This window comes from Ruegeria jejuensis, from assembly GCF_041537905.1.
Classification (GTDB): domain Bacteria; phylum Pseudomonadota; class Alphaproteobacteria; order Rhodobacterales; family Rhodobacteraceae; genus Ruegeria_C.
Map to the genome: position 1 here is coordinate 310,621 of NZ_JBGRUO010000002.1, position 18,454 is coordinate 329,074.

The 18,454-nt window shown below is 62.5% G+C and carries 16 protein-coding genes; 12 read left to right on the forward strand and 4 right to left on the reverse strand.

Annotation, left to right across the window (positions count from 1 at the left end; genetic code table 11):
• Nucleotides 1–77: 77 nt before the first annotated feature.
• The 9 genes from AB1E34_RS04120 to glmM all read left to right on the forward strand — a co-directional run bounded on the left by AB1E34_RS04120 (nucleotide 78) and on the right by glmM (nucleotide 11,991).
• Entirely contained in the window at nucleotides 78–1,007 is a 930-nt protein-coding gene (locus tag AB1E34_RS04120; protein WP_372571061.1) for a glycine--tRNA ligase subunit alpha, read from the forward strand.
• Between the two features lie 75 nt (nucleotides 1,008–1,082).
• Complete coding sequence (locus AB1E34_RS04125; protein WP_372571062.1) at nucleotides 1,083–1,613, forward strand: DUF6446 family protein; 531 nt, start codon at nucleotides 1,083–1,085, stop codon at nucleotides 1,611–1,613.
• On the forward strand, nucleotides 1,610–2,812 hold the full coding sequence (gene gltS / locus AB1E34_RS04130) for a sodium/glutamate symporter (protein WP_372571063.1): 1,203 nt from the start codon (nucleotides 1,610–1,612) through the stop codon (nucleotides 2,810–2,812). The genes AB1E34_RS04125 and gltS overlap by 4 nt, the downstream gene beginning before the upstream one ends.
• A gap of 55 nt (nucleotides 2,813–2,867) precedes the next feature.
• Nucleotides 2,868–5,030 carry a glycine--tRNA ligase subunit beta gene (glyS, locus tag AB1E34_RS04135; protein WP_372571106.1) on the forward strand — a complete coding sequence of 721 codons (2,163 nt, stop codon included), beginning with the start codon at nucleotides 2,868–2,870 and terminating at the stop codon, nucleotides 5,028–5,030.
• A 64-nt stretch (nucleotides 5,031–5,094) separates the two neighbouring features.
• Complete coding sequence (locus AB1E34_RS04140; RefSeq protein ID WP_372571064.1) at nucleotides 5,095–7,671, forward strand: putative PEP-binding protein; 2,577 nt, start codon at nucleotides 5,095–5,097, stop codon at nucleotides 7,669–7,671.
• Between the two features lie 185 nt (nucleotides 7,672–7,856).
• A complete protein-coding gene (locus tag AB1E34_RS04145) occupies nucleotides 7,857–8,492 on the forward strand; it encodes a cell wall hydrolase (protein WP_372571065.1) in 636 nt (211 codons plus the stop codon).
• Nucleotides 8,493–8,674: 182 nt separating this feature from the next.
• On the forward strand, nucleotides 8,675–9,595 hold the full coding sequence (locus AB1E34_RS04150; protein ID WP_372571066.1) for a dihydroneopterin aldolase: 921 nt from the start codon (nucleotides 8,675–8,677) through the stop codon (nucleotides 9,593–9,595).
• Nucleotides 9,592–10,590 carry a dihydropteroate synthase gene (gene folP, locus AB1E34_RS04155; RefSeq protein ID WP_372571067.1) on the forward strand — a complete coding sequence of 333 codons (999 nt, stop codon included), beginning with the start codon at nucleotides 9,592–9,594 and terminating at the stop codon, nucleotides 10,588–10,590. Before AB1E34_RS04150 ends, folP begins: the two co-directional genes overlap by 4 nt.
• A 39-nt stretch (nucleotides 10,591–10,629) precedes the next feature.
• Nucleotides 10,630–11,991, forward strand: a complete 1,362-nt coding sequence (glmM, locus tag AB1E34_RS04160) for a phosphoglucosamine mutase (protein WP_372571068.1) — start codon at nucleotides 10,630–10,632, stop codon at nucleotides 11,989–11,991.
• Here glmM and AB1E34_RS04165 read toward each other — a convergent pair.
• Both AB1E34_RS04165 and ilvC read right to left on the reverse strand, forming a co-directional pair.
• The gene (locus AB1E34_RS04165) at nucleotides 11,988–12,905 is read right to left on the reverse strand and encodes a DMT family transporter (protein WP_372571069.1); all 918 of its coding nucleotides are present in this window, start codon (nucleotides 12,903–12,905) and stop codon (nucleotides 11,988–11,990) included. The genes glmM and AB1E34_RS04165 overlap by 4 nt on opposite strands.
• A 155-nt stretch (nucleotides 12,906–13,060) precedes the next feature.
• On the reverse strand, nucleotides 13,061–14,083 hold the full coding sequence (ilvC, locus tag AB1E34_RS04170) for a ketol-acid reductoisomerase (RefSeq protein ID WP_372571070.1): 1,023 nt from the start codon (nucleotides 14,081–14,083) through the stop codon (nucleotides 13,061–13,063).
• A gap of 131 nt (nucleotides 14,084–14,214) precedes the next feature.
• Between ilvC and AB1E34_RS04175 the strand changes: the two genes are divergently transcribed.
• Both AB1E34_RS04175 and AB1E34_RS04180 read left to right on the forward strand, forming a co-directional pair.
• Nucleotides 14,215–14,670, forward strand: a complete 456-nt coding sequence (locus AB1E34_RS04175; RefSeq protein ID WP_306195286.1) for an Lrp/AsnC family transcriptional regulator — start codon at nucleotides 14,215–14,217, stop codon at nucleotides 14,668–14,670.
• Nucleotides 14,667–15,179: an Lrp/AsnC family transcriptional regulator gene (locus tag AB1E34_RS04180; protein WP_372571071.1), complete on the forward strand. Its 513-nt coding sequence runs from the start codon at nucleotides 14,667–14,669 to the stop codon at nucleotides 15,177–15,179. Before AB1E34_RS04175 ends, AB1E34_RS04180 begins: the two co-directional genes overlap by 4 nt.
• Here AB1E34_RS04180 and hutC read toward each other — a convergent pair.
• The gene (hutC, locus tag AB1E34_RS04185) at nucleotides 15,124–15,825 is read right to left on the reverse strand and encodes a histidine utilization transcriptional repressor HutC (RefSeq protein ID WP_510769684.1); all 702 of its coding nucleotides are present in this window, start codon (nucleotides 15,823–15,825) and stop codon (nucleotides 15,124–15,126) included. The two genes, AB1E34_RS04180 and hutC, sit on opposite strands and share 56 nt — an antisense overlap.
• 264 nt (nucleotides 15,826–16,089) lie before the next feature.
• On the opposite strand from hutC, the gene AB1E34_RS04190 reads away from it, so the two are divergent.
• Complete coding sequence (locus AB1E34_RS04190) at nucleotides 16,090–17,217, forward strand: aminotransferase class V-fold PLP-dependent enzyme (RefSeq protein ID WP_372571073.1); 1,128 nt, start codon at nucleotides 16,090–16,092, stop codon at nucleotides 17,215–17,217.
• On the opposite strand, the gene AB1E34_RS04195 is transcribed toward AB1E34_RS04190, so the two are convergent.
• Nucleotides 17,214–18,410, reverse strand: a complete 1,197-nt coding sequence (locus tag AB1E34_RS04195; RefSeq protein ID WP_372571074.1) for a UbiH/UbiF family hydroxylase — start codon at nucleotides 18,408–18,410, stop codon at nucleotides 17,214–17,216. The two genes, AB1E34_RS04190 and AB1E34_RS04195, sit on opposite strands and share 4 nt — an antisense overlap.
• Nucleotides 18,411–18,454: the final 44 nt, after the last annotated feature.

Consider the following 18,454-nt stretch of genomic DNA (forward strand, 5'->3'; position numbering starts at 1 on the left):
AGAAGGGCCGTTGACGGTCCCGGGCTGCTTGCATAGGAAAGCCCTGATCCCATCCCCGTGTTCGTGAAGGCAGGCACATGAGTGACACATCCAGCGCCCCGCGCTCTTTTCAGGAGATTATCCTGCGGCTTCAGACCTATTGGGCCTCGAAAGGTTGCGCCATTTTGCAGCCCTACGACATGGAGGTCGGTGCCGGCACGTTCCACCCGGCCACCACGCTGCGTGCGCTTGGGTCGAACCCTTGGGCCGCAGCCTATGTGCAGCCCTCGCGCCGCCCGACTGACGGGCGCTATGGCGAAAACCCCAACCGCTTGCAGCATTACTACCAGTATCAGGTACTGATCAAACCCAGCCCGCCCGATCTGCAGGCGCTCTATCTGGGTTCGCTCGAAGCGATCGGTATCGACATGGACCTGCATGATATCCGCTTTGTCGAGGATGACTGGGAAAGCCCCACTCTGGGCGCCTGGGGGCTGGGCTGGGAGGTCTGGTGTGACGGGATGGAGGTCAGCCAGTTCACCTATTTCCAGCAGGTCGGCGGCCATGACTGCATCCCGGTCTCGGGCGAGCTGACCTATGGTCTGGAGCGTCTGGCGATGTATGTTCTGAGCATCGATCATGTGATGGACATGCCGTTCAACGATCCGCAATCCCCCAGCCCGCTCAGCTATGGCGACATCTTCAAGCAGACCGAAGAGGAATACGCGCGCTGGAACTTTGACGTGGCCAATACCGAGGTCCTGCTGCGTCATTTCGAAGAGGCCGAGGCCGAATGCGCCACCATTCTGGCGCAGGAACATGACGACCCCAAGACCGGCAAGCGTATCGTGATGGCGCACCCGGCTTATGACCAGTGCATCAAGGCGAGCCACATCTTCAACCTGCTGGATGCGCGCGGCGTGATCTCGGTCACCGAACGTCAGGCCTATATCGGGCGGGTGCGGGCACTGGCCAAACAATGCGCCGACGCGTTTGTTCAGACCACAGCCGGAGGGCACGTGGTCTGATGCCGCCGCTTCTGGCGAGCCTGGAACCCGTTGCCCCGCAGGGTGACAAAGGTTGCGCGAACTGAGGGACCGGAGATGAAGGGAAAACTGCTCGCCATCGTCATTCTTGCCAGCGCCGCGATTGCGGGCGGGGTGATGTATTACATGCAGATCTATGGCTTTTATTACGATGTCGACGCACAGCCGGGTCAGGATGTTGCGCTGCTACCGCTTGAGGCTGAGGCGTCGGAGCCCATTGCCTATAGCGGTTTTCAGGCCATTGATGCCGATAGCTCTCCGATCCGCTATCGCGCCTGTTTCAACACCGAGCTGAGCCTCGACGAACTGAGCGCGACCTATCGCCCGGCAGAGGGGGTTGAACCCCTGACCGCCCCGGACTGGTTCGATTGCTACGACGCTCTAGCGCTGGGCGAGGCGCTCGCGTCGGGGACCGCACGGGCCTATCTGGGCACCAAGAACATCCATTTCGGTGTGGACCGGGTCGTTGCGGTTACCGATGACGGGCGGGGTTATGTATGGCACGCGCTCAACGATTGCGGCAAGAAAGCCTATGACGGCACGGTGATCGGCGAGGCATGCCCGCCGCGCGGGGAGCGCGGGCAATGAACCTCTTTGTCCCCGATATGATCTCCGCCACCCTTGGGCTGGCGGTTTTCCTGTTGGGGGCCGAGCTCAACACACGGGTCGGGGTGCTGCGCCGGTTCAACATTCCCGAAGCGGTCAGCGGCGGTCTGGTCGCGGCGATGCTGTCGCTGGCGGTCTATCTGGTCGCCGGGATCGAGTTCGAATTCGAGATGGAGACCCGCGACTATCTGCTGGTGGTGTTCTTTGCCGCCATCGGGTTGAACGCCCGCTTCTCGGACCTGATCAGAGGCGGTAAACCTCTGGTCCTGCTTCTGATTCTGACACTCGCAACCATCCTGGCACAAAACATCATTGGCGCGCTTGGGGCCGTCACTTTTGGCTTTCCGGCGCAATCGGGCGTGCTGTTTGGCTCTGCCGCGCTGATTGGCGGGCATGGCACGGCCATTGCCTGGGCACCCGATGTGGGCGCGGTGACCGGGCTGGAGGGTGCGACAGAGCTGGGCGTTGCCGTGGCGACGCTGGGTCTCGTGCTGGCGGCGCTGGTGGGTGGTCCGGTGGCGAAATACCTGGTTGAACTTCACAAGCTCACCCCCGACCGCCCGGATGAGGAACTGACCGTGGGCGTGCCGCAACAGGAAACTGGCGATGCGGCGATCACGCCCATCGGCTTGATGCGGGTGGTGCTTTATCTGCATCTGGCGATCATCCTCGGCTATGCCGCAAATATCGCAATCGCCGAGGCGGGGCTGAAACTGCCGCTCTTCGTGCCCTGCCTGATCGTTGCCATCCTGATCGCCAACCTGCGCAGCTGGCTCAGACCGGGTGCGGTTGCCGTCAGCCGGACGCCCGCGCTGGCGCTGGTCTCGGAATTTGCACTGGGGGCGTTTCTGGCCATGTCGCTGATGAGCCTGCAACTTTGGACCATTGCTGATCTGGGCATGACCATCCTCGTGGTTCTCACCGCGCAGACGCTCTTTACGGTGCTCTTCGTGATCTATGTGCTGTTCCCGGTGATGGGCTCGGGTTATCGCGGCGCGGTTCTGGCGGCAGGCTTCGGTGGCTTTGCGCTTGGCGCGACGCCAACTGCCATCGCCAACATGACCGCCGTGACCAAGCGATATGGCCCGTCGCCTATTGCCTTTATCGTGCTCCCCCTTGTATCCGCGTTCTTTGTGGACATCGCCAACGCCATCGTCATCCAGACGATCGTGAATTTCTGAGGACCCCATGCCCGACCTGCTGATCGAACTGTTTTCCGAGGAAATCCCCGCGCGCATGCAGACCCGCGCCGGAGAAGATCTGAAAAAGCGCATCACCGACGGTCTGGTCGAGAGCGGTCTGACCTATGCCGGGGCGGCGGCCTTCACCACGCCGCGCCGCCTGACGCTGACGGTGCAGGGGCTGCTGGCGGAAAGCCCTACGGTGCGCGAGGAACGCAAGGGTCCGAAAGTGGTTGCGCCCGACAAAGCCATCGAGGGCTTCCTGCGCGGCGCGGGCCTGACCCGCGATCAGTTGGAAGAGCGCGAGACGCCCAAAGGCGCGGTCTATTTCGCCAGCATCGAGAAGCCGGGCCGCCCGGCAGCCGACATCATCGCCGAAGTGCTTGAGGCCACGATCCGCAACTTCCCCTGGCCCAAATCGATGCGCTGGGGCAGCGGGTCCTTGCGCTGGGTGCGGCCTTTGCATTCGATCCTGTGCATCCTCAGTGACGAAGCAGGTGCGCAGGTGGTGCCGATGGAGATTGACGGGATCAACGCGGGCGACAGCACCGAGGGCCATCGCTTCATGGCGCAGGGCGATCTCGCGGGCCGGTTTTCTGTCTCATCTTTCGAGGATTACGAGGCAAAGCTCAAGCGCGCCCATGTTGTGTTGTCGCCCGCTGAGCGCGCCGACCATATCTGGGCCGATGCGCAGAACATGGCCTTCGCCGCAGGTCTTGAAGTGGTGGACGACAAGGGACTGCTGGGTGAGGTTGCCGGGCTGGTGGAATGGCCCGTGGTGCTGATGGGAGAGATCGGTGCAGAGTTCCTCGACCTGCCGCCCGAAGTCCTGCAGACCTCAATGAAGGAACACCAGAAGTTTTTCTCGGTGAAGAACCCCAAGACGGGCCGGATCGAACGGTTCATCACTGTGGCCAACCGCGAGACGACGGATAATGGCGCGACCATTCTGGCGGGCAATCAGAAGGTGCTCTCGGCCCGTCTGGCCGATGCGAAATTCTTCTGGGAGAACGACCTGCGCGTCGCCAAATCGGACATGAGCGCCTGGACCGATGCGCTGAAAAACGTGACCTTCCATAACAAGCTGGGCACACAGGCCGAACGGATCGACCGCATCGCCGCACTTGCCCGCGAACTGGCCCCGATCACCGGCGCCAACCCGGATCATGCCGAGAAGGCCGCGCGTCTGGCCAAGGCGGACCTAAGCTCCGAGATGGTCTATGAATTCCCGGAACTTCAGGGGCTTATGGGCCGCTATTACATCGAAGCGGCAGGCGAAGACGCCGCTGTAGCTGCTGTGGCACAGGAACATTACTCGCCGCTCGGCCCCTCCGACGACGTCCCCACCGCGCCGCTTTCCGTGACCGTGGCGCTGGCCGATAAGCTGGACACGCTGACCGGGTTCTGGGCGATTGATGAGAAACCTACTGGATCAAAAGACCCGTTTGCGCTTCGTCGCGCGGCACTAGGGGTTATCAGGCTCATACTCGGATCGAATTTTGCACTGTCCCTACAGCAACTCGCGCTCGATGCAGCATTTCTTCACCTATTGAAATTTAGGGAAGCCGAACTGACTAAGGCAGACATTCACAATTTATACTCGGTCGCTGATTCAGTTACCTCAAAGCGAAACTTGAAGCTGGAGGGTAAACTCGGTGGGTTTACTGTGCTGGCCGAAACCACGAGAATGACAGAAGGTCTCGTTAGTTTCTTCCACGACCGCCTGAAAGTCTTCCTCCGCGACGAGGGCATTCGTCATGACATCATCGACGCCTGTATCGCGATGGAGGGCAATGACGACCTGACCCTGCTGGTCAAACGCGCCCGCGCGCTGAATGAGGTGCTGGCCACTGAAGATGGCGAAAACCTCGTGCAGGGGTTCAAGCGGGCCAACAACATTCTGACCCAAGCGGAAGAGAAGGACGGGGTCGAATACTCCTATGGCGCGGACCCCAAATTCGCTGAAACCGACAGCGAAAAGGCGCTCTTTGCCGCGCTCGACGCTGGGCAGGCGAAAATCGCCCCCGCGCTGAAGGCCGAGGATTTTCCCGCGGCGATGGCGGCGATGGCGGAGTTGCGCGGGCCCGTTGATGCCTTTTTCGAAGACGTGCAGGTCAATACCGACAATGATGTGCTGCGCCGCAACCGTCTGAACCTGCTCAGCCAGATCCGCGCGATCTGCTCCAGCGTGGCCGATCTGACCCGGATCGAGGGATGACAAACCGGGATGCGTAGAAACGCGCATCCCCAACCTCTCCCTTGCGTCGATCCCAATCCTACTTATGCTGCGGCGAAACAAAAAAGGTGCCGCAGTGCAGAATAACCCGCATACCACCCTGATCACGCCCGAAGCGCCCGTGGCCGCCAATACCCATGGCGGGCGGGCGAAGTGTTTGCAGCGGCTGGTGCGGCTGGACATGCCGGTGCCGCGCACGGTGGCCCTGTCCTTTGAGACGGTGCAGGCGATCGCGGATGGCCATGTACCTGATATCGCCCGCATTCTCGAACAGTTCGATCCCACGGTGCTGCTCTGCGTGCGCCCGTCCTCAGAGGACCCCGATTGGGGCGGTCCGGGGGCGGTTCTGAACGTGGGCATGAACGATGCGCGCTATGTGGACTTGTGCGACACGATGGGGGCCGACGCGGCAGCGGCGATTTATCTGCGCTTCGTGCAGACCTATGCCGTGCATGTGGCGCGGCTGGACCCGGATGTGTTCGACGACCTGATCGAGGACGGCCAGCGGGGTCTGAGCGAAACGCTGCGCGCCTATGAAGAGGAAACCGACGAACCCTTCCCGCAGGATCCTGGCGAGCAACTGGCGGCGGTGCTGAAATCCATGGCCCGCGCCTGGGACGGCACCACCGCGCGGCTTTTGCGCCAGGCCAAGGGTGCCCCCGCCGATGCCGGTCTGGGCCTTGTCGTGCAGGAGATGATCCCCGGTCTGGGGCGTGGCGAATGTGGCTCGGGCGTGATGCAGCTGGTCGACCCCACCACCGGCCAGGCGCAGATCACCGGGCGTTATCTGAGCCAGAGCCAGGGCCGTGATGCGCTGGGGGCGGGCACCGGCGCGCTGTATCTGGCGCGTGATGAGCGCGGACCCTCGCTGGAAGATGTCGCGCCCGAGGCCTATACCGAGCTGCAGCAGCATGCAAAACTGATGCGCCACAAGCTGCGCGAAGAGATGCAGGTCGAGTTCGTCATTGAAAACGGCCATGCGCATATTCTTGATGGCGTGCGGGTGCCGCGCAGCTCGCGCGCGGCAGTGCAGATCGCGGTGCGGCTGGCTGAGGACGGTATCATCCCACCGCAAGAGGCGCTGATGCGGGTTGATCCACATGCGTTGAACGAACTTCTGCACCGGCAGGTGCACCCGGATGCCGAACGCGATGTGCTGACCACCGGCATCGCCGCCAGCCCCGGTGCTGCAACCGGCCAGATCGTGTTCACCGCCGCCGAGGCGCAGGCCAGTGCCGCGCGGGGCGAGCCCTGTATCCTCGTGCGCCGTGAAACCTCGCCCGAGGATGTGCGCGGCATGCATGCCGCCGCCGCCGTTCTGACCGAAAAGGGCGGTATGACCAGCCATGCCGCCGTGATCGGGCGGGGCTTGGGTCTGCCCTGTATCGTCGGTGCTTCGGGGCTGCGTTTCGTCACCAAGAAGCGGCAATTGATGGCGCAGGACGGGCGCGTTTTTGAGACCGGTGATGTGCTGACCATCGACGGCACCTCGGGGCAGGTGCTGGCCGGGCAGCCGCAGATGCTTGAGGCGGCGCTGGATGACAGTTTCCAGACCCTGATGACCTGGGCCGAGGCGGAATGTGATATCGGCATCCGCGCCAATGCCGATACGCCTGCGGACGCGCAAACCGCGCAAAACTTCAATGTGCAAGGCATCGGCCTGTGCCGGACAGAGCATATGTTCTTTGAGCCGGGCCGCCTGACGGTGATGCGTGAGATGATCTTTGCCCAGACCCCCAAGGGCCGTGCCGCGGTGATGGAGCGGTTGCTGCCGATCCAACGCAAGGATTTCGTGCAGCTCTTCCGCATCATGGGCGGCAAGCCGGTCTGCATCCGTCTGTTCGACCCGCCACTGCATGAGTTTCTGCCCACCAATCGAACAGGCCAGCGCGAACTGGCCGAGGCGCTGGACCTGCCGGTTTCGGATGTGGAGCGTCGGGTGGCCGCCATGAGTGAATATAACCCCATGCTGGGCCTGCGCGGTGTGCGGCTGGGCGTCACCGTGCCTGAAATCTATGACATGCAGGCGCGCGCCATTTTCGAGGCGACGCTGGAGGCCAGCCAAGAGGGCGAACCAGTGGTGCCCGAGGTGATGATCCCGCTGGTCTCGGCCCGCCGCGAGGTCGAGTTGGTCAAGACGCGGATCGATGCGGTCGCGGCATCTGTCGCCTCGGAGCAGGGCCGGGATTTCGACTACCGGCTTGGCGTGATGGTTGAAACCCCGCGCGCCTGCCTGCGTGCCGACGAGATCGCGCCCCATTGCGCCTTCCTCAGCTTCGGCACCAATGACCTGACCCAGATGACCTATGGTCTGTCGCGTGACGATGCGGGCCGGTTCATGTCGGCCTATGTCAATCAGGGCGTCTTCTCCGAAGATCCGTTCCATGTGCTGGATACGGACGGGGTGGGCGAGCTGCTGCAACTCGGGGTGCAGAGGGGCCGCGAATCGCAACCGGGAATCACCTTGTCCGTCTGCGGCGAGCATGGTGGAAACCCCGAATCGATCGCCTTTTGCCGCGCGGCGGGCTTCGACTATGTCTCCTGTTCGCCCTTCCGGGTGCCGGTGGCGCGATTGGCCGCAGCGCAATTGGCTATCTCTCATCAGGTGGGGGCTGACCCCTAAGATCCACACAAGATGTAGACTGACGTAGGGTCGGAAGATTCTTGCCATCGGCAAGAATCCACTGCTTTTGCGCTTGCATTTTTGGACGAACTGGACCTACGGCAAACTCTGGGCTAGAGGGCAGCCTGCGTTTGCTTTTCGGGGGGATCGGTAAGCGCGCGAACAAACCTGGTGGGGTTTTAGAAATGAACCGATTTATTAAGACGGCCGCTTTGGCGGTGGCTGTGCTGCTGCCTACTGTTTCTGCGTCCGATACGGGGCTGTCCTCGTTGATTGAACATGAACAAGCTTCGCTCGGCGCGATGCCCGGGGCCGAATTTCGCAAGTACCTGACCTATGTGCAGCCCAAGGCGCGCCCGGTCGAGGTGAGCTATTCGCGTGCCTGGGTGGACGAGCGTCCTGAGCCTGAGGGTGACGAACATTGGCAGTGCCTGGCCGAGGCGCTCTATTTCGAGGCACGTGGCGAGACGGTGAAGGGCCAGTTCGCCGTGGCAGAGGTCATCCTGAACCGCGTCAAAAGCAGCCGCTTTCCCGACACGGTTTGCGGTGTGATCAAGCAGGGCACAGGCCGCAAATACCAGTGCCAGTTCACCTATACATGTGACGGGCATAAGGAAGTCATTGCGGAAAAGCAGGCTTATCAGCGCGTTTCCAAGATTGCGCGCGCCGCGATTGATGGCGTGTCGGGCGATCTGACCGATGGTGCGACGCACTACCACACAACTTCGGTCAACCCGAAATGGGCGCGCGTCTACAAGCGGACGGCAAAGATCGGTGTGCATCTTTTCTATCGCCACAACTATCGCACGGCGAGTAACTAAAATATCGTGAAATCAGCAGGCTATCCCGGCCTGCTGATGTCGTTTCGAATGTGAGCAACCCGAACCCGCAAGCGATGGGCCGCAGATTCCGCTGCCAGGCGGTTTTCGTTTGCTGGCGTCATGCGGCATGGGCTGCTATAGCCCGGCGAATTGGCGATTGCCGTTAGCCGAAGGGCCCGCTCATGAGTTCTGAAATTCGTCTTGCCTTCGCGCATCCTTCGGAGCGCTCCGAAGCCACGGCCGAGAACGCGCCGCTCGACCGGATTTCCCTGCGCGACCATATTGTCGAGGTCGAGATCGGGGCGTTTCAGGCCGAACGCGGCAACACGCAACGCATCTGCTTCAATGTCGTGGTCGAGGTGACGCCGCTGACCGGGCCGATCGACGACGATGTCGATCGCATCCTGTCTTATGATCGTGTCACCGAAGCCATCGCGCATGAACTGGCCGAAGAACGGCTGAACCTGCTGGAAACGCTGGCTGAACGGGTCGCCGAACGTATCCTGCTGGAACCACAGGCGGTGCGTGCTTTCGTGCGGATCGAAAAGCTCGACCGCGGCTCTGGTGCGCTTGGGGTTGAGATCGTGCGGGCGCGTGACGCCGTACATCACGAACCGCTTGAAGAGGACCGCCCGCATCCGCGTCTGGTTTATCTCTCCAATGCCGCCATTGCCTCGCCGTATCTGCCGGGCTGGATCGATCAGTTGGAGGCGCGTACGCGCCCGCTGATCCTGTGCGTCGGGGCCTCTGATCTGGCGGCGCCGCAGACCGGCCATGCCATGACCCAGCGCCGGATCGATTTGCTGGCGATTGAGCAGAACGCCTGGGTGCTGGCGGCGCGCGATCCGCGCTGCGTCGTGGTTTCGACCCGGACCGAGCTGGACTGGGCGATGAAGAATGGTCAGATTTGTGTCTGGGCCCCCTCCAAAGTGGTTCTGGATGCGGTGGATGGCCCCTCGGCCCATCCCTCGGACGCGGTTGCGCTGGCCGCCTGGTTTGCCGCGACCTTCGAGGCGGGTGAAATGCTGGTGATCGGGGCGGACCTGCCGACCGAGACTGGCATCCTGCTGCGCCATCAATCGGTGGAGCGGGCAGAGCTGTGACCGACTATCACCGGCCGATTGTCCAGCACGGACAGGCCCGCCCGGCGGAGGCGCTGCCGCTGGCAGGCGGCCCGCTCTGGTTTACCCATGTCGAGATCCTGTCGCGCGATTCTGCCGCTCGCGTCTCGCATGTCGGGGACCTGCCAGTTGCGGCACGGGCGCGATTGAGCGATGCGCGCGCGTCCATTGCCGGGCTGGCGATGGATGAGCCCCATATCATGGGCATTCTCAACGCCACCCCGGACAGCTTTTCTGATGGCGGTCGTCATGCCACCGTCGAAGCGGCACGTGCGGCGGCGCGCCGAATGGTGGCCCACGGCGCCAGCATTCTGGATGTGGGCGGCGAGTCGACACGGCCCGGCGCCGATTTCGTGCCGATCGAGGTCGAGGTCGAACGGACTGCGCCGATCATCTCCGCCATCGCAGCCGAAAGCGACACGCTGATTTCCATCGACACCCGCAAGTCGCAGGTTGCGGCGGCGGCGCTGGATGCAGGGGCGGGTCTGGTGAATGACGTGTCGGGCTTTACTTTCGATGCCGATCTCGCGCCACTGAGCGCCGCGCGCGGCGTTCCGGTTTGCGTGATGCATGCGCAGGGTGATCCCGAAACCATGCAGGACGATCCGCATTATAACGATGTCCTGCTGGATGTGTTCGACTTCCTGAAAGACCGAATCGACCATCTGGAAACCGCAGGCATACCGCGCGGGCAGATCGTCGCAGATCCCGGCATCGGTTTTGGCAAGACGCTTGAGCATAATCTGGCGCTGCTGCGCAATATCGGCCTGTTTCACGATTTGGGCGTGCCGATCCTGCTGGGCGCGTCACGCAAACGATTCATCGGCACCATCGCGCAGGAGCCGCGCGCCGATGCGCGCGCGCCGGGCTCGATCGCGGTTGCGCTGGCGGCGCTGGCGCAGGGGGTGCAGATCATTCGCGCCCATGACGTGGCCGAGACCGCTCAGGCCTTGCGCCTCTGGTCTGCGGTCCGCTAATTTGCGGCAGGCAAGCAAGAACAATCGGTGAGGGGCAGGATGCGGAAGCTGTTTGGAACAGATGGGGTGCGGGGCAGGGCCAACACCCATCCTATGACCGCCGATCTGGCGCTGCGCCTTGGCGCTGCCGTAGGGCGGTACTTTCGGCGTGACGCCAAGGGCGTGCACCGGGTGGTGATCGGTAAGGACACGCGGCTATCGGGCTACATGTTCGAAAACGCGCTGACCGCCGGGCTGACCTCGACCGGCATGAACGTGCTGCTGCTGGGGCCGGTGCCCACGCCCGCTGTGGGCTTGATGACCCGCTCGATGCGCGCCGATCTGGGGGTGATGATCTCGGCAAGTCACAACCCGGCCGAGGACAATGGCATCAAGTTCTTTGGCCCGGACGGGTTCAAACTGTCCGATCAGGCCGAGGAAGAGATCGAAGCGCTGCTTGAGGCCGGGGTGCAGCCGGCGCAGGCGCATAATATCGGACGCGCGCGCCGGGTCGATGATGCACGCTTTCGCTATGGCGAGCGGGTGAAATCCTCGCTGCCCCGCGCGCTGCGTCTGGACGGGCTCAAGGTGGTGATCGATTGCGCCAACGGAGCTGCGCATCGGGCCGCGCCCGAGATCCTCTGGGAACTGGGGGCCGAGGTGATCCCGGTTGGCGTGGCGCCTGATGGCCTGAACATCAACCTCGGCTGCGGTTCCACCCATCCCGAAACCGCCGCCGAGACGGTTGTGGCCCATGGTGCGGATGTTGGCATTACGCTGGACGGGGACGCGGATCGGGTGATTCTGGTGGATGAGGCCGGAACCGTCGCTGATGGCGATCAGCTGATGGCGCTGCTGGCCGAGCGCTGGAATGCCGATGGCATGCTGTCGGGCGGGGCGCTGGTAGCGACCGTGATGTCCAATCTGGGACTGGAGCGGCATCTGGCGGCGCAGGGCATCGGGCTGGAACGCACCGCCGTGGGCGATCGCTATGTGGTGGAACGCATGCGCGAAGGGGGCTTCAACCTGGGCGGCGAGCAATCCGGCCATATCGTGATGAGCGATTTTGCCACCACCGGTGACGGGCTGATGGCAGGGCTGCATTTCCTGGCCGAAATGGTGCGCAGCGGTAAAAAAGCATCCGAGCTCGCGCGCCGGTTCGAGCCGGTGCCGCAACTGCTGCGCAATGTGCGCTTTGCCGAGGGCCAGACCCCGCTGGAATTGGCGACAGTCAAAACCGCGATCAGCGACGCCGAGGCAGCACTGACCGGCAAGGGCCGCCTGCTGATCCGCAAATCGGGCACCGAACCCCTGATCCGGGTGATGGCCGAATGCGAGGACGAGGCGCTGCTGGAAGCCAGCGTCGGATCGGTTGTGGATGCGGTTGAACTGGCGGTTGGGTCCGCCGCTCCGGTGGCTTAACGCCCTGCGAAGAACAGCCGTTTCAGCGCGCCATACTGGCTGAGTCCCATACCGCCAAGAATCAGGATCATCGCCAGCAGCAGGCTGTGGGGCAGGGGTTCGTGCAGAAAGACGGCCCCCAGAATCACCGACCAAAGGGGCACCTGATAATTCGTCAGCCCCATGAAGACAGGCCCCGCGCTGCGGATCACCAAAACGCGCAGCAGGTTTGCCCCCGCCGTTGGCACAAGGCCCAGTAACGCCAGATAGAACAGGGTTTCGGAGGAGGGCAGCGGCGGTGGACCCTCGACCAGCAAGGCGGCGGGCAAGACGATGCAGGTGCCGATGCTCAGTTGCAGGGCGGCCAGCGCGTAAGGATCGATCGCGGGCAGTTTGCGCATCATCACTGAACTGATCGCATAGCAGCAGGCCGCCGACAGGCAGGCGAGGCGGCCCCAGCCCTCCAGCCGCGAACCGGTGGTATCAAAAGCCTGCCCGCCGATCAGCACGACGACACCGGCAAAGCCGATGAGAAAGCCCAACACCCTGCGCGGCGTCATGCGTTCTCCGGGCACGAAGACATGCGCCAGCGGCAGCACAAGCAGCACCACCGCAGCCATCGACACCCCGGCAAATCCGCTGGTCACATATTGCTGCCCCCAACTGAGCAGCATGAAGGGCAGCGCCGTGCTGAGCAGACCGGTCACCGCAAGCGCTGCCCAAGCGGTCTCGCTGCCCAACCAGATCCGCCCGCCCCTCGCGCGCCAGATCGCAAGGGTTAGCAGCGCGGCAAAGCCGATCCGCGCCGTGGCCAGCCAGAACGGGGTGATCCCGCGCAAGGCCAGTTCGATCACCATGAAGGTCGCGCCCCAGACCAACCCCAGCGTGGCGATCATAAGCCAGCTTCTGGCCGTGATGTCGGGGGAGTGCGTCATTGGGATTCCTTATGCCGTGCAGGTGGTTTTGACGCGGTAAGCTCAGGCGATCAATACCTCACGCTTCGATACGGAACGAAGCATGAGCGTCGCTACATAAACGAAGGGCGGACCAAAAGGCCCGCCCGTCTGAAAGTCAGCAGATAGGGCTGAGATCAGTTCTTTTCCTGATCCACCAGCTTGCCAGCAGAAATCCACGGCATCATGCCGCGCAGCTTCTCGCCAACAACTTCGATCTGGTGCTCGTCGTTCAGGCGGCGGGTGCCTTTGAAGAAGGGTTGACCCACGGCGTTTTCCTGCATGAAGTCACGCACGAACTTACCGGTCTGGATGTCGCGCAGAATGCCTTTCATCGCAGCCTTGGTCTCGTCATAAGGCAGCACCCGCGGACCCGAGACATATTCGCCATATTCGGCAGTGTTGGAGATCGAGTAGTTCATGTTGGCGATGCCGCCTTCATAGATCAGGTCAACGATCAGCTTGGTTTCGTGCAGGCACTCGAAATAGGCCATTTCCGGCGCGTAACCGGCCTCGACCAGGGTTTCAAAGCCCATGCGGATCAGTTCGACAATACCGCCGCACAGAACCGCCTGTTCGCCGAACAGGTCGGTTTCGCATTCCTCGCGGAAGTTGGTCTCGATGATGCCCGAGCGACCGCCACCAATGGCCGAGCAATAGGACAGGCCGATTTCCAGCGCTTTGCCGGTTGCGTCCTTGTCGACCGCCACCAAGCAGGGCACGCCGCCGCCTTTGACATATTCGCCGCGCACGGTGTGGCCGGGGCCTTTGGGGGCCATCATGATGACATCGATGCCTTCTTTGGGCTCGATCAGGCCGAAATGCACGTTCAGACCATGGGCGAACGCGATGGCGGCACCGGGCTTGATGTTGTCATGCACGTATTTCTTGTAGGTTTCGGCCTGCAATTCGTCGGGCATGGTGAACATGATGACGTCACACCAGGCCGCGGCCTCGGCGATGCCCATGACCTGCAGACCTTCGGCTTCGGCTTTCTTGGCCGAGGCAGACCCTTCGCGCAGGGCAACAACAAGGTTCTTGGCGCCGCTGTCGCGCAGGTTCAGCGCATGGGCATGGCCCTGGCTGCCATAGCCCAGAATGGCCACGTTCAGGTCCTTGATCAGGTTAATGTCGCAATCGCGATCGTAGTAGACGCGCATGTCGCGTTCCTCCAGGAGTTTGTCTGGGGGCGTTCTAAGCCACATTGCCGCGCAATTTGAGAGCGCTTTGCCACGATTTCTTGCGATGAGGGAGATTTTCATTCTCAAAAACAGATGATAGTGAATAATTCATGCTTGATGATATCGACCGACGTATTCTTCGCCACCTGCAGGCCGATCCCAGCCTGTCGACCTCTGAACTGGCAGAGCGGTGTCGGATCACCTCGGGTGTCTGCTGGCGAAGGATCGAGAAGATGGAGGCGAGCGGCATCATTCAGGGGCAGGAGGCGGTCATTGACTGGGCGGCGCTGGGATATGCGGTCGAGGTCTCGCTGCGGGTGACGCTGGACAAGACCCAGGCGCGGGCCTTTGACGAATTCACCGCACAGGCGCGCAAGGTGCCCGAAGTGATCGAAATCCAGACCTTTCTGGGCCGGGTCGATGTGAGGCTCTCTGTCATCGCGCGGGACATGTCGCATTATCAGCAGATCTATCGCGACCGCATTCTGACCCTGCCGCATATCGCCGATATCGAAGCGCTGATGCATATCGCGCGGGTGAAGCGGGACGAGGCGCTGCCGGTATGATCGAGTTGGACGATATCGACCGCAAGCTGCTGCACGCGCTGGCGCAGGATGCCACCCAAAGTGCGGGGGCATTGGGGCGGCGCTTTGGTCTGTCCCAACCCGCCGCATGGCGCCGTATCAAGCGGCTGCAGGACAGTGGCGCGATCAAGGGCCGCCGGTTGCGGCTGAATGCCGAGGCGCTCGGGTTCGGCGTGACGGTCTTTCTGGGGGTCAAGCTGGCGCGCAAGGGGCAGGTCAGCCTAGAGGATTTCGAACGCGCGGTCAGCGCGATCCCAGAAGTGCAGACCGTCGAGCATGTTCTGGGGCTGTATGACTATCGCCTGCGGGTCGTTGCGCGCGACCTGTCCGATTTCGAGCGGGTGTTGCGTCGCCGGATCATGACGCTGCCCGGGGCAGGTGATGTCGAGGCAAATGTGCTGTTGAGCGAAGAACGCTTGCCCGGCCCGATCGGCGTCAGTAACGCGCCCGCACCTGAAACCCCGGATGGTGAGTCATCCGCACGAAGGTGACCGGAATGCCCTGTTTCCAGGTGGTCCGCTCGATCTGCATGACCGAAGTGCCCGCAGAGGTGGCAAGGAACTCGGCTATTCGCGCGTCGGCCGGCACCGAGGACAGGATCATCTCGGCATCGGTGAAGGGCACATTGGCGAGCAGCCATTCATTCGGGCCGGACTGCGACAGATCGGCGTGTTCGATCTCGGGCACCACATCGAGGTTGACCCAGCGTTCCTCGAACTGGAAGGGGCGGTTATTGGCGTAATGCATGCAGAGCACATGCAGGACGCGGCGGTCTGGCCCCAAGCCCAGCCGCGAGCTGAGCCAGGCCGGTGCGGGATCGATCGAGCGGTTGACCAGCGTATAGCGGTAGTCCGCGTTCTGTTCCTCGACCATTTTGCGCACCAGCGCGATTTCGAACTTCGCCAGCTTGACGGGTGCGGTTGTCACCCGCGTCCCACTCTTGCGTCGGCGTTCGACAAAGCCTCCATCGGCGAGTTCTCGGAGGGCTCGGTTTACCGTGGCGCGGGCGCAGCCGAATTCTTCGGCCAATTCCGACTCGGTGGGAAGCAATGTGCCCTGCGGCCAAATACCTTTTTCGATCCTGCTCTGTACCAACTGGCGAACCGCTTGGAAGCTGGTTCTTTTACGTTCCTGCAACTGGCTACGACCTTATCTTTCTTTGCGTGTGCTAATCTGTTCGCAAACATCTTATGGTGTAAAGTGAAATTGACACTAATTGGCGTCATGCCCTTGGGGAAGCCCCTTTTTATTGGTTGATTCTGACGTTTTTGTCAGATTTTTTCTATTCTCACGATGATAAGGGAAATGTGGGATTGGCCGGTTGCTCATCATTTTTGTCGGTTTCCCTAGCGTCAATCAGCCGATAACTACAAGGCTGAAAAAATCAGAAGGATAGCTGCCGTGCCTGCATTGCTTGATAGCGTCGATCCCAATGGGCTCGAGGAATTCTCCGTCGTTTTCACGGACCGTTCGCTCAACCATATGTCCGCCGATTTTCAGCAGGTGATGCGCGACATCTCGGATCTGCTGAAATCGGTCTATAACGCCGATGGCGTGGCGGTGATCCCCGGGGGCGGCACCTATGGGATGGAGGCGGTGGCGCGGCAGTTTGCACGCGGGGCCAATGTGCTGGTGGTGCGCAATGGCTGGTTCTCCTATCGCTGGAGCCAGATCATCGAGACCGGCGGGCTGACCGCCAGCGCCACGGTTATGAAGGCGCGTCAGACCGGAAATGCCAGCCCGTCGCCCTTTGCGCCCGCCCCGATTGACGAGGTTGTCGCCGCGATCCGCGAGCAGAAGCCCGATGTGGTCTTTGCCCCGCATGTAGAAACCTCAGCCGGCGTGATCCTGCCGGATGACTATGTGACCGCGCTGGCCGCTGCTGCTCATGAGGTGGGCGCGCTGATGGTGCTGGACTGCATCGCCTCGGGCTGCATCTGGATCGACATGAAGGCCACCGGCGTTGATGTGCTGATCTCGGCCCCGCAAAAGGGCTGGAGCGCGTCGCCTTGCGCCGGGCTGGTGATGCTGTCGGAGCGGGCCGAGCAGCGCCTGCAGGAGACCACATCCGACAGTTTCGCGGTGGATTTGAAGAAATGGCGCGAGATCATGGCGGCCTATGAGAATGGCGGCCACGCCTATCACGCCACCATGCCCACCGATGCGCTGAAGGCCTTCCGCGATACGATGGTCGAGACCCGCGACTATGGCTTCGATAAACTGCGCGAGGCGCAATGGGCGCTGGGCAATGGCGTGCGCGCGATGCTCAAGGACAAGGGCGTAACCTCGGTTGCCGCCGATGGGTTTGGCGCGCCGGGGGTGGTGGTCAGCTATACCGGTGATCCCGACATCAAGAGTGGTAAGAAATTTGCCGCCGAAGGCATGCAGATCGCCGCTGGCGTGCCGCTGCAATGTGACGAGCCTGAAGGGTTCAGCACGTTCCGGCTGGGTCTGTTCGGCCTCGACAAACTCTATGATGTGGACGCTACCATCGCCCGGTTGAAACGGGTGCTGGACAAGGTGCTTTAGCGCACGCCCAGCCCCATCTGCATCAGCGTCCGACGCACCGCAGGCAAGGCATAAAGCGCGTCCAGACCCATGGCGCGGGCATCGCGCAGCGGCTGCGCCTCGACCATCGAGGCGCGGTTCAGCAGGTCGATCCCGGTGACCCGCAACTCCACATCGCGGAAGCGGGCCTTGTGATAGGCCTCAAGCATGGCGGCGCTGCCCAGATCGTCGCGATGCGCCTCGGCCAGGTCCAGCAGACTGCGCAAATCGTTCAGTGACATGTTCAGCCCCTGCGCGCCGATGGGCGGCACCACATGGGCGGCCTCGGCCATCAGGGCGATCCGCTCGCCGGACAGGCGCGCCGCCGACTGGCTGATGATCGGCCAGATGGTGCGGCGCGAGGCTAGCTTCAGGTCCCCGAGCAATCCGCAGGACCGTTTGCTCATCGCCGCCTCGAACGCCTCGTCAGGCATCGCGAGCAGGTCTTGCGCGACCGGTCCCCGCTCCATCCAGACAATCGCGGAGGAGGGTGATCCTTGCCAGTCCGGCAGCGGCACCATGGTGAACGGCCCGCCAGAGCGGTGAATCTCGGTCGAGACATTGTCATGTGGCTTCGGATGGGTGACGGCAAAGGCCAGCGCCTTCTGCCCATAGCGGGTGGTTTTAACGTCGATCCCTGCCGCCTCGCGCATGGGCGAGTTGCGCCCGTCCGCAGCGATCACCAGCTTGCAGCGAACACGGCTGCCATCGCTCAGGCCCACCCGCGCCTCGCTGGTGCGGGTGAACAGCGTGGTGGTGCCGGTGCCGGGGCGGAAATCGACGTTCGGCAACTCGTTCAGCCGCGCGATCATCTCGCGGCGCAGCAGCCAGTTCGGCAGGTTCCAACCAAAGGGCTGGTCGGAAATGTCGGCGGCGTCGAAATCACGAATGATGCGGGGCTCGGACACTTCACCACCCGCATCGACGATCCGCATGATCTGCAACGGAGCGGCATGCCCCGACAGCCGCGCCCAGAGACCGCAATGCTCCAGCAGCGCCTGCGCCGGTTGCAGGAATGCGGTGGTGCGCATATCTGAACCTGCCGCATCGCGCTCTGTCACCGGCGGTGTGGGGTCGACGCAGATCACGTCGAACCCGGCAGTTCCAAAGGCCACCGCCGCCGTCAGCCCGGCGATGCCACCGCCCGAAATCAGGATGTCACAGGTCTGGGTCATGTCGCTGGCCTCCATTCTCGCGGACTGTAATCCGAGCGATGGGA

Coding starts and splice junctions, on each gene's coding strand:
- AB1E34_RS04120 (WP_372571061.1), top strand. CDS start 78: ATGAGTGACACATCCAGCGCCCCGCGCTCTTTTCAGGAGATTATCCTG.
- AB1E34_RS04125 (WP_372571062.1), top strand. CDS start 1,083: ATGAAGGGAAAACTGCTCGCCATCGTCATTCTTGCCAGCGCCGCGATT.
- gltS (WP_372571063.1), top strand. CDS start 1,610: ATGAACCTCTTTGTCCCCGATATGATCTCCGCCACCCTTGGGCTGGCG.
- glyS (WP_372571106.1), top strand. CDS start 2,868: ATGCAGACCCGCGCCGGAGAAGATCTGAAAAAGCGCATCACCGACGGT.
- AB1E34_RS04140 (WP_372571064.1), top strand. CDS start 5,095: ATGCTGCGGCGAAACAAAAAAGGTGCCGCAGTGCAGAATAACCCGCAT.
- AB1E34_RS04145 (WP_372571065.1), top strand. CDS start 7,857: ATGAACCGATTTATTAAGACGGCCGCTTTGGCGGTGGCTGTGCTGCTG.
- AB1E34_RS04150 (WP_372571066.1), top strand. CDS start 8,675: ATGAGTTCTGAAATTCGTCTTGCCTTCGCGCATCCTTCGGAGCGCTCC.
- glmM (WP_372571068.1), top strand. CDS start 10,630: ATGCGGAAGCTGTTTGGAACAGATGGGGTGCGGGGCAGGGCCAACACC.
- AB1E34_RS04165 (WP_372571069.1), bottom strand. CDS start 12,905: ATGACGCACTCCCCCGACATCACGGCCAGAAGCTGGCTTATGATCGCC.
- ilvC (WP_372571070.1), bottom strand. CDS start 14,083: ATGCGCGTCTACTACGATCGCGATTGCGACATTAACCTGATCAAGGAC.
- AB1E34_RS04175 (WP_306195286.1), top strand. CDS start 14,215: ATGCTTGATGATATCGACCGACGTATTCTTCGCCACCTGCAGGCCGAT.
- AB1E34_RS04180 (WP_372571071.1), top strand. CDS start 14,667: ATGATCGAGTTGGACGATATCGACCGCAAGCTGCTGCACGCGCTGGCG.
- AB1E34_RS04195 (WP_372571074.1), bottom strand. CDS start 18,410: ATGACCCAGACCTGTGACATCCTGATTTCGGGCGGTGGCATCGCCGGG.